This is a genomic window from Oleiphilus sp. HI0080 (assembly GCF_001635135.1).
The window spans coordinates 1-8,657 of sequence record NZ_LWFU01000511.1 but is presented as its reverse complement, the minus strand read 5'-3'; the positions used below and the strand labels follow the sequence as shown (position 1 = coordinate 8,657).

The window sequence follows — 8,657 nt, the reverse complement described above, 5'->3', positions numbered from 1 at the left end:
GTGCGTTGAATGTGTGTTCTGCGCTAAATCCGTACGGCACATGTGACAAGGAAGGCTACACCACAGACTTCTCATGGGGTTATCGAGTGCGTGCTTCTTTGGTCTACAACGACGTGGCAGCAGGTGTAAACTTAACACCGACACTTTCTTTTGCTCATGATGTTGACGGTTATGCTCCTGGTCCTGGTGCAAACTTTATTGAAGGTCGTCAAACGGTTGGACTTTCTCTGACTGCCGACTACCTTAATAAGTACCAAGCCAAGGTGGGTTATACAACGTATTACGGTAACAGTCGCTTCAACCCGTTACACGACCGTGATAACGCGACTGTGAGCGTGTCTTACTCATTCTAATGTTTATCGCTAATCTGGAACTAACCGGATTTAACGAGGTTATTTTTGATGAAAATCACTAGAACTTTATATGCGGCGGGACTTCTCTCTGCTGCGATTGCCAGCTCTTCAGCCTTTGCAAAAGTACCCGCAGCGGAGGCCGGAAAGCTTGGCGGTGAATTAACACCAGTCGGTGCTGAAAAGGCAGGAAATGCTGATGGTTCAATACCGGCGTGGGACGGTGGCTTAACATCTGGTGGCGACGCGCTCGCCGCTGAACAGCCAAGCTTTGTCATTAGCAAAGCAAATGTAGCTGAATATGCTGATAAGCTGAGTGAAGGCCAAAAGGCGATGTTGAATGCCTACGATACCTACACAATGCCTGTCTATGCTTCAAAGCGTTCAGCAACGTACAGCGACGAGTTGGCTGCATTTGCAAAAGAGAATGCGGTTAATGCAGAGTTGATCAAAGATGGTAACGCTCTTAGCAACGTTAAAGGCGTTGTACCGTTTCCTATTCCGCAGAGCGCTCTTGAGGTAGTTTGGAACCACATTCTGCGGTTCCGTGGAGGAAGTTTTGAGCGTAACTCGGTTCAGGTAACACCAACATCTGGTGGTGCGTATCAGCCGGTCAAGTTCTTTGAAGAGTTCTCAGAGCGTTATGCGTTGACGGATTTTGCGAATAACGAGGACGAGAACGTCATGTTCTATTTTAAGCAGGTGGTGACTGCGCCTGCGCGTTTGGCGGGTAATGTGCTACTTGTTCACGAAACAATTGATCAGGTGGCCGAGCCTCGTCGCGCTTGGATTTATAATGCTGGTCAGCGTCGTGTCCGTCGTGCTCCTCAGGTTGCCTATGATGGTCCGGGCACAGCGTCAGATGGTCTTCGAACTTCAGACAATTTCGATATGTTTAACGGAGCTCCAGATCGTTATAACTGGGAGTTGAAGGGTAAGAAAGAAATGTACATCCCGTACAACTCTTTCAAATTTGATGATAAGTCTCTGAAGTATTCTGATTTGGTTAAGCCGGGTCACCTTAATAGTGAATATGCGCGTTATGAGCTGCACCGCGTTTGGGTTGTTGAAGGTACATTGAAGTCTGGCGAGCGCCACATTTACTCCAAGCGTACTTTCTATATCGATGAGGATACTTGGGGCATTGTTGTCGCAGATCACTACGATGGTCGTGGAGAGTTATGGCGTCATGCAGAAGCGCACAACAAGCTTTACCCTGAAGTCGGTGCGATCCTGACGACAATTGAATCTGCACATGATTTGCTGTCGGGACGCTACATTGCAAACGGCATGGTGAATGAAGAGCCTTCTCGTTATAACTTTGAAAAGGACTTTTCTGGCAAAGACTTTACGCCAGCAGCCTTGCGTCGGTCTGGTAAGCGATAGATAGCGAACCTTATAATCGCTTCACAAAAAAGCCGAGCTTAGCTCGGCTTTTTTGTGTCTCTTAATGTAGTCTAAGCATTCTTACTTCTTCTTACTTCTTCTTACTTCTTCTTACTTCTTCTTACTTCTCGCTTTCAATCCTCATTCGTACTCGGCTTTTAGTTCTGAGATGTGCTTATCTTTGTGGATCCAAAGCTCATTAACCCATTCCTGGAATTCGGCTTTAAACTGAGCGTCAGTTGTATAGTCTTTGCCAAGAAACTCTTGCGGAATCTCAACCTTTCTAACATCAACAACGACTGTACTTACCTTTCCACAAAACATGTCCCAGATATTGGTAGGACTATTAGGATAAAGTACTGTCACATCAAGCATCGTATGCATCACATCTCCCATACTGCCTAGGACAAACGCCGCGCCACCAGCCTTAGGCTTGAGCAGATGCTCGAAGGGAGAGCCTTGTTTTGCATGCTTCTTGGGAGTAAGGCGCGTTCCCTCCATGAAATTGAACACCGAAACAGGCGTATATTTAAATTTTTCGCAGGCTTGCCGAGTGACCTCTAAGTCCTTTCCTGCCAAAGCTGGGTTCTTTTTGATCTGTTCCGGCGTTGAACGCTTCATAAAAGGGAAGTCCAGAGCCCACCAGCACAAACCTAGGAGTGGAACCCAGATTAGCTCCTGCTTCAGGAAAAACTTCAACATGGGGATCTTACGATTAAAGACCTTTTGAACAACGGGTATGTCTGCCCAAGATTGGTGATTGCAGTTCACCAGATACCATTCGTCTTTGCTTAGACCTTCTAGACCATTAATGTGCCAGTCTATCTTTAGGAAAATTGTAAAAAGGGAGCTATTTACGCCAACCCAAAATGTGGCTATTTGAATTGCAATTTTTGTGCATACGGCACTAAGCGCAGGGATAGGGATGATGAATTTTAGTAAGGCGACCGAAATCAAAAAAGGGAAGCACACCATGGTGTTCAGGATGATGATCAGGACGATCAGAGCGCCGCGCAGGATACCGGGTAAAAAGCTAAGCATCGCAAACCTCTTAATTTGTTTTAGAGCAGTCTAGCGATGCTAAAACGACGATTCAATATAACAGAGGTGAAGCTTAAAAAATGTTATGAGAATAAGTTCTCTGCTTTTTCCTTTGCTTTGCGTTTGTTCTCATCACTGATATGTGTCGCAATCACAGAAATAGCAGCGATCATTACGGTTAGGTCGTCTGTGTACCCAAGAACCGGCGTCAGGTCGGGGATGCCATCGATAAAGCTGATAAAGTAGGCGAGCGCGCCTGCAATGACACTCTTGCACCAAGTTGGTGTGGCTGGGTCTCGCATCGTGTAGTAGAGGACGAAGGCTTTCTCGATCGTCTCTTGGCCGGCAGACTTCACAGCATGCTTGAGCTTGTCACGAAAACGCTTCTCCGTAATTTTCTCTGGCTTTGCGTGGGGGAGCGATGGCGGCGTAGACAGGGTGGACTGTCTTTTTTGTGAATTTGTGGATGAGGTGTCGTTAGGTTGCTTGTTCATTGCGACTAATTATCAAATTCAGCGCTTAAGCCTTGATCCAGCTGAGCGAAGACCATTCCAAGAGCATTATCTTGAAGCCAAAGTAGATTGATTTGTTTTACCGTCAGCCCCAAGGCACCATCCTCGTTCATTGCAAAGCCTCGTAAAGTGAGCGGAGTACCCTCAACAGTAAACTGAAGCTCGACTTGTCCACCATTTAGGGTACAGCCGCTGCTTTGATAGTTAGTGAGCGGTGTGTTGATTGGATCCAAAATCTGGCCTTGTGGGTCTGTGGTCAGCGAATGCTCTACGCGTACTGACTGAAGGCTAAGCTCTGCATCGCAATCTTGCGCTCCGTTGGAGACGGAGAGGCTGAGACGAGATTCATCCAAACTCGTCAAAATGTGTGCGTCATTATCCATGAAGAAATAATGCCCACTTATGGTGAACTCGAGCGGAGCACCTGTTGTGAGCTGAATATTGTCAGAGCGTTGTCTAGAGGCGAGTATCAAGCCTCGTTTTGCTCTTCTGTTGTCGCCTGTGTCAATGGCAAAAGCAAGATGATCACCGTTGTCTGAAACATGGCCTAGAGGCACTTTAGATCGCGTTCCCTGACCAAATGCAATCAACCCATTTGGGATTCTGATGGGATTATCGTCATCATCAACGCTATCCACTTCATATAGTGTAAAGGAGGGGCTTTCGAGATTCGGGTTGGTTTGCTCTGTCCGAGAAGTGACGAGATTGTTTTTATCGCGCGCTAGCTCCCAGGTTTTGTAATGATTTCCTGTCTGCGACTCAATAAATCGGCTGCCACTTGGGTCCCAGATGCGTGTTTCTGCGCGAACAAGAGTGGGTTCCGGGTTGCTACTATCTTCATCGATTTCTATTGAAAACTCGAGTACATCGTAGTTACCCTTTCCTGAACCGGAAATATCGTCTTCATCGAAATCTTCACTGACTTGCAGGCCGTGTACTTCCCAGCTGAAGTAACGCTGCGATTCGGCGATCCCGTCACGTTCGTATGTATCCGGGTCTGATCCAGTTTGATTTAGGTTAAATACATTGATCAAGCCATACCCTGTTCCCGCGAGCCATGTTGGACTCAAGCCATAGTCCGGCTCTTGCGGGGTAATGAGTGAGTTTAGTGTTGTGTCTGGCTCGTACTCATTGATTCGATAAAGTTTGTAGTAAACCGGATTGTAATCGTAACCATAAATTCCTGCTGGCTGTGAGTCGGGCGTGTTTGTAATGGTTTGTGCGATAGCCCGGTCATTCAAGAAAAAGCCCTGACTGCTCAAGTGTGTGCCATTTACCAATGTGCCGTTGTCTTGCTCAGGGTTGGTAATAAAAGCGTAGCGGTTTTCCGGACGAGAAGGGTCCACTTCAACGAAAGGGCGAAGCGCGCTCTGAAAGCGAAGCGTGCTCATCTCGAATGGGACATCGGGGAGCACATCATCGTAGCGATAGTCTAGGTAATATGCGTTGTGTATGAGTCTAGGAAGCACTTCGTCACTCTCGTCGAGACCAATATGAGACGAGGAAATAACTAATTTGTTATCCAATGCTGTACTTGCATCTTGAATAAAACCCATCGAGAAGAACACCGAATTGTAGGTGTCCGTTGGGCGCAATCTAGACTGAAGTCCGCCGTTTAAAATATCGGAGTTTTCTTCGGTGTCATACGAATCACGCACGGTGCCCTTGGCGATAGGTGACTCTGAGCGAACGATCTCTTTGACCGCAGTGTCTATGTGAGTAACCAGATCGGATTTCGAGCGTAGTAAGTTCAGAGCCTCTTCTGCTGTTTGGCTAGATTGGACGTCATTGCTGTATTCATACACTCTGGCTGTTTCTGCAATAAACGAGAGTAAGCGTGCTTTAGCCCGATGCTGGGTTTCACAATCGGTGTTATTCACGCAAGGCAGGTGCTTCGCAAGATCGATGCTGTCGTTCAATTGATCAAAAAGCCGCTCGACCGCTAGATGAGAACCGAAGCTGACAACGATGGATTGATCATCACTCTCTGCGCGCCTCAGTGGCGCATAGAGTACTTCTTGGTTTGGGTATTCAACACGGATGACGGCATCGATACGAGGCTCAAAGTTCTCAATAAACTCCAATTTACAGCCGGGAGCATTCGGCTTCAGTGAATCTGCACGCGCCTTGGCTGTGTAGTTCGGGATATCTGTTAGCCGCCCCTCAACAAAATCGAAGCCCAATTGCACAACCGAGATTGCGGAGCAGTTAATGTTGTCTGCGGTAATAATATTCTCTGACCCAGCAGCTTGCTGCATCATACGCGAAGTGGCTTCAACGGTAACAGGCACGTCGATTTTATTGAGTTCAGGGTCTCCGCTGTCACGATCAGGGTTGTCAAAATCAGGCCCGCTGCCGCCAGAGCCCGGTACGCCGCATGCGCTAAGTAACACGCTTATTAGCAGAATAAGCGAAGCAAGGGCGGCTGACTGATGGGTGCGTGAACGTGACAACATAGGCGAGGTAAAACAGCTAACGAATTGATACCGACAAGCATAGCATGAAGAAGTCACGATACGTTTGAACTCGTGCGTATTTTATTGCTTCTGCTTTAGGGCGATTTAAACTGTGTAAGTATGCGCAGCAAGAATGTGATCCTTGCACTCAATGAGTTCATCGATGGCGTCGAGTAGCGCGTTTACAAACGCATTGACCGTTTCGCTATCCTGTTCGGTTTTGAGTGCGTGTTCGCTCGCATGAGCGAAATGTCGAAGCTTTGGAATGCCGCATAGTAACGTAACTCCGTGAAGTTTGTGCACAGAGCTTAGTAGCCGCTCTTGGTGATCTTCTTCTTTCGATTTTTCAATCTCACTTCTTGATTCGGGTAAATTTAGAAACAGCTTCTCGGAAAACTCTCTTGCCAAGCGTTCGTTGCCATTGCTTAAATGCACTGACTCTTCCCAGTCAAATATTGGGAGACTCTCTGCGTTTTCAGTATTGCCGTTACGCTGAGCTGCGTCTTGTATTGTTCGGGTGAGGCCCTTTTGAGCTTGCACCGACGAGCTAGCAGACTTTCTGGGGTCCGCCAGGTTCGTGTCAGGAAGATAGCTTAGAATCATCTTGTGTAGTCTTGCTTCATCTAGAGGCTTGCTAATGAGATCGATAAAGCCTTGCTCAATGAATTCATTTTTTTCATCGGGCAGTGCATAGGCCGTTAGCGCCACAATATTGCCCGAGTCCCTATACTGTGAAAGTCGTCTTAAGGCTTTTAGGCAGGCGACCCCATCCATGTCGGGCATTTGGATGTCCATTAGGATTAATGGATAGAAGTGCTCTTTGCAAAGCTCCAGAGCGACCTCTCCACCGTCTGCAAGGTCTAAGGTTAAACCCATTTCATTCACCAAGGCTTTCACCAGCGCTAGGTTCATCTCGTTGTCATCGACGGCCAAGATCTTGTGTTCGCTTTGAAGCGATGCGAGAGCTGGAGCGTTCTTCGTGACGGTATTATTGGATTTATTGTCCCGGTAGTCTGGCTGAGTGCCATGATTTTGTGCGTTCTGTGTTGGCTCTGAGGTTAACCCCGCGATGCTGGTCATACTGTGAGACAAACCGGCGATCGTTGCGGGTTTGATCGCATGTCCATCGCCCACTGCAAGAATGGCATGGTCATAGTTTTTTAGCGTTGGCGTAAACAATAGTACCTTGACCTTTTGCGCTTGAATTTCTTCTACTGCTTGCGTTACGGCTGGCGCATTCAGCTGATCCTCGTTTAGACAGAGGAGAGCCAGGGTTTGGAGAGGACTTGTCAGATGTCTTGTGTGATCGCAAAGAGCTTCTAGGTGATCAAATACTTTAACGGAGACGCCGGTAACGGCAAGGGCGTGTTGAATGCTTCGTCGAGAGGTTTGTTGAAGTTCGAAGAGTAGGCAGTCTAAACTTTGAAGCTGCTTAAGGGTCGAATCGTCTATCCCTAATATGCCGCCATGCTGATCCGTTCGTTCTGCCATCAACTCCTCATCCAGCGGTAAGGTAAACCAGAATGTTGCGCCATTTCCTGGCTCGCTTTCAAAATCGATTTCGCCGCCCATTTCATGGACAAGTCCACGACAAATACTGAGTCCTAAGCCAGTTCCCCCGAACTGACGCGCTGTAGATGCGTCTGCTTGAGAGAAGGCTTTGAAAATACTGGTTTGCTCCGAAGTCGATAATCCAATACCCGTATCCGATACCGATATTTTAAGGTTACCGAGCTTGCTATCTAGGCTGTCATCTAACATGACTCGAATTACGATTTCGCCTTCATCAGTGAACTTGACCGCGTTATTGATGAGGTTTGTGATCACCTGTTTTAGGCGTAAGGAATCGCCGAGAATCTGCTTTGGCGCATCGTCATAGTAAAGATAATTTAGTTCTAGTCCTTTGTTATGTGCCGAGGGAGCGAGCATGACTACGATGTCTTCGATCAGCTCGTGAAAGTTCATCGGTTCTTGTTCAAGTTCGATCCGTCCCGCCTCAACTTTTGAAAAATCCAGAATGTCATTGATGATCATCAATAACACCTCGGACGACTTTTGAATGGCGCGGAGGGTATCTGCTTGTTGCGAGTTAAGAGGGCTGCGCATCAATATTTTGGCAAAGCCAATAATGCCGTTCAGTGGTGTTCGAATCTCGTGGCTCATGTTTGCTAAAAACTCGCTTTTAGCATTATTGGCTTTAATCGCGTTCTTTCTGGCAATGTCGAGTTCTACGTTTTGGATTTCGATTGTTTCGAGTGTTTCTCTAAGATCCTGTGTGGTTTGCTCAATTTCTTCGGTAATATCCGTACGATAGTTGTACATCTGAGTGCCGATTTCGGCGAGCAGTTCTTCAATAACCGCAAGGTCTTTGTGTTTGAAGCTAGTTAGCTCCAAATCTTTTTTGCCTGCATGTACATCCGATAGCACTTTCTCAAAGCTTCGAAGATAAGTGAGAACTTGTCCGGTGAGATAGCGCGAAATGAAAAACGAAACAATGCTCGCAAACAGAAAAATGACAATGCCTGTTCGTATTACTTTTTCTTTTGCCGCAATAAGCGAGGAGCGATCGGCAAGTGCGAGTAGCCAAACCCTTTGCGGCGATCCGGTTTCCGCAGCCGTGTCTATGGCTTCAATATAAACCGCAAATTGCCCTCGCTCTAGAAGTTGATGCCCGCTTTCAGGGAAGTCGCTTGGATTGATGGGGGGTGTGTGAGTTCCGCCAGCATGAGAAATGATGCGGCGTTGATCGTCGACTAATGACACATTCTTCAACAGGGAGGCGCTAGACAGGCGTTCAATTTGTTTAGAGAGCGAGTTTCGATCGAGTGTCCTTGATTCCGCGATAGCTTGCGTGGCAGAGAAGACTAGATTCTGGATGGACGTTTCGTAGGCGAGTTGCCGCTGTTCGAGTC

The 8,657-nt window shown here is 47.3% G+C and carries 6 protein-coding genes; 2 read left to right on the top strand and 4 right to left on the bottom strand.

The features are described 5' to 3' along the window. Nucleotides 1-353 (top strand): DUF1302 family protein (locus A3751_RS10770; RefSeq protein WP_156492384.1); only part of this gene is annotated, 353 nt, incomplete at its 5' end. Between the two features lie 48 nt (nucleotides 354-401). Then, entirely contained in the window at nucleotides 402-1,736 is a 1,335-nt protein-coding gene (locus tag A3751_RS10765) for a DUF1329 domain-containing protein (RefSeq protein WP_068455622.1), read from the top strand. Nucleotides 1,737-1,877: 141 nt separating this feature from the next. Here A3751_RS10765 and A3751_RS10760 read toward each other — a convergent pair whose 3' ends face one another. The 4 genes from A3751_RS10760 to A3751_RS10745 all read right to left on the bottom strand — a co-directional run. Next, nucleotides 1,878-2,777 (bottom strand): acyltransferase, encoded by a 900-nt coding sequence (locus A3751_RS10760; RefSeq protein WP_068455619.1) that lies wholly within the window; start codon nucleotides 2,775-2,777, stop codon nucleotides 1,878-1,880. An 83-nt stretch (nucleotides 2,778-2,860) separates the two neighbouring features. Next, on the bottom strand, nucleotides 2,861-3,271 hold the full coding sequence (locus A3751_RS10755) for a YkvA family protein (protein ID WP_082863191.1): 411 nt from the start codon (nucleotides 3,269-3,271) through the stop codon (nucleotides 2,861-2,863). Between the two features lie 5 nt (nucleotides 3,272-3,276). Then, nucleotides 3,277-5,682, bottom strand: coding sequence for a hypothetical protein (locus A3751_RS10750; RefSeq protein WP_156492383.1), 2,406 nt, complete (start codon nucleotides 5,680-5,682; stop codon nucleotides 3,277-3,279). A 168-nt stretch (nucleotides 5,683-5,850) separates the two neighbouring features. Beyond that, a partial coding sequence (locus A3751_RS10745; RefSeq protein ID WP_068455613.1) for an ATP-binding protein occupies nucleotides 5,851-8,657 on the bottom strand: 2,807 nt, incomplete at its 5' end.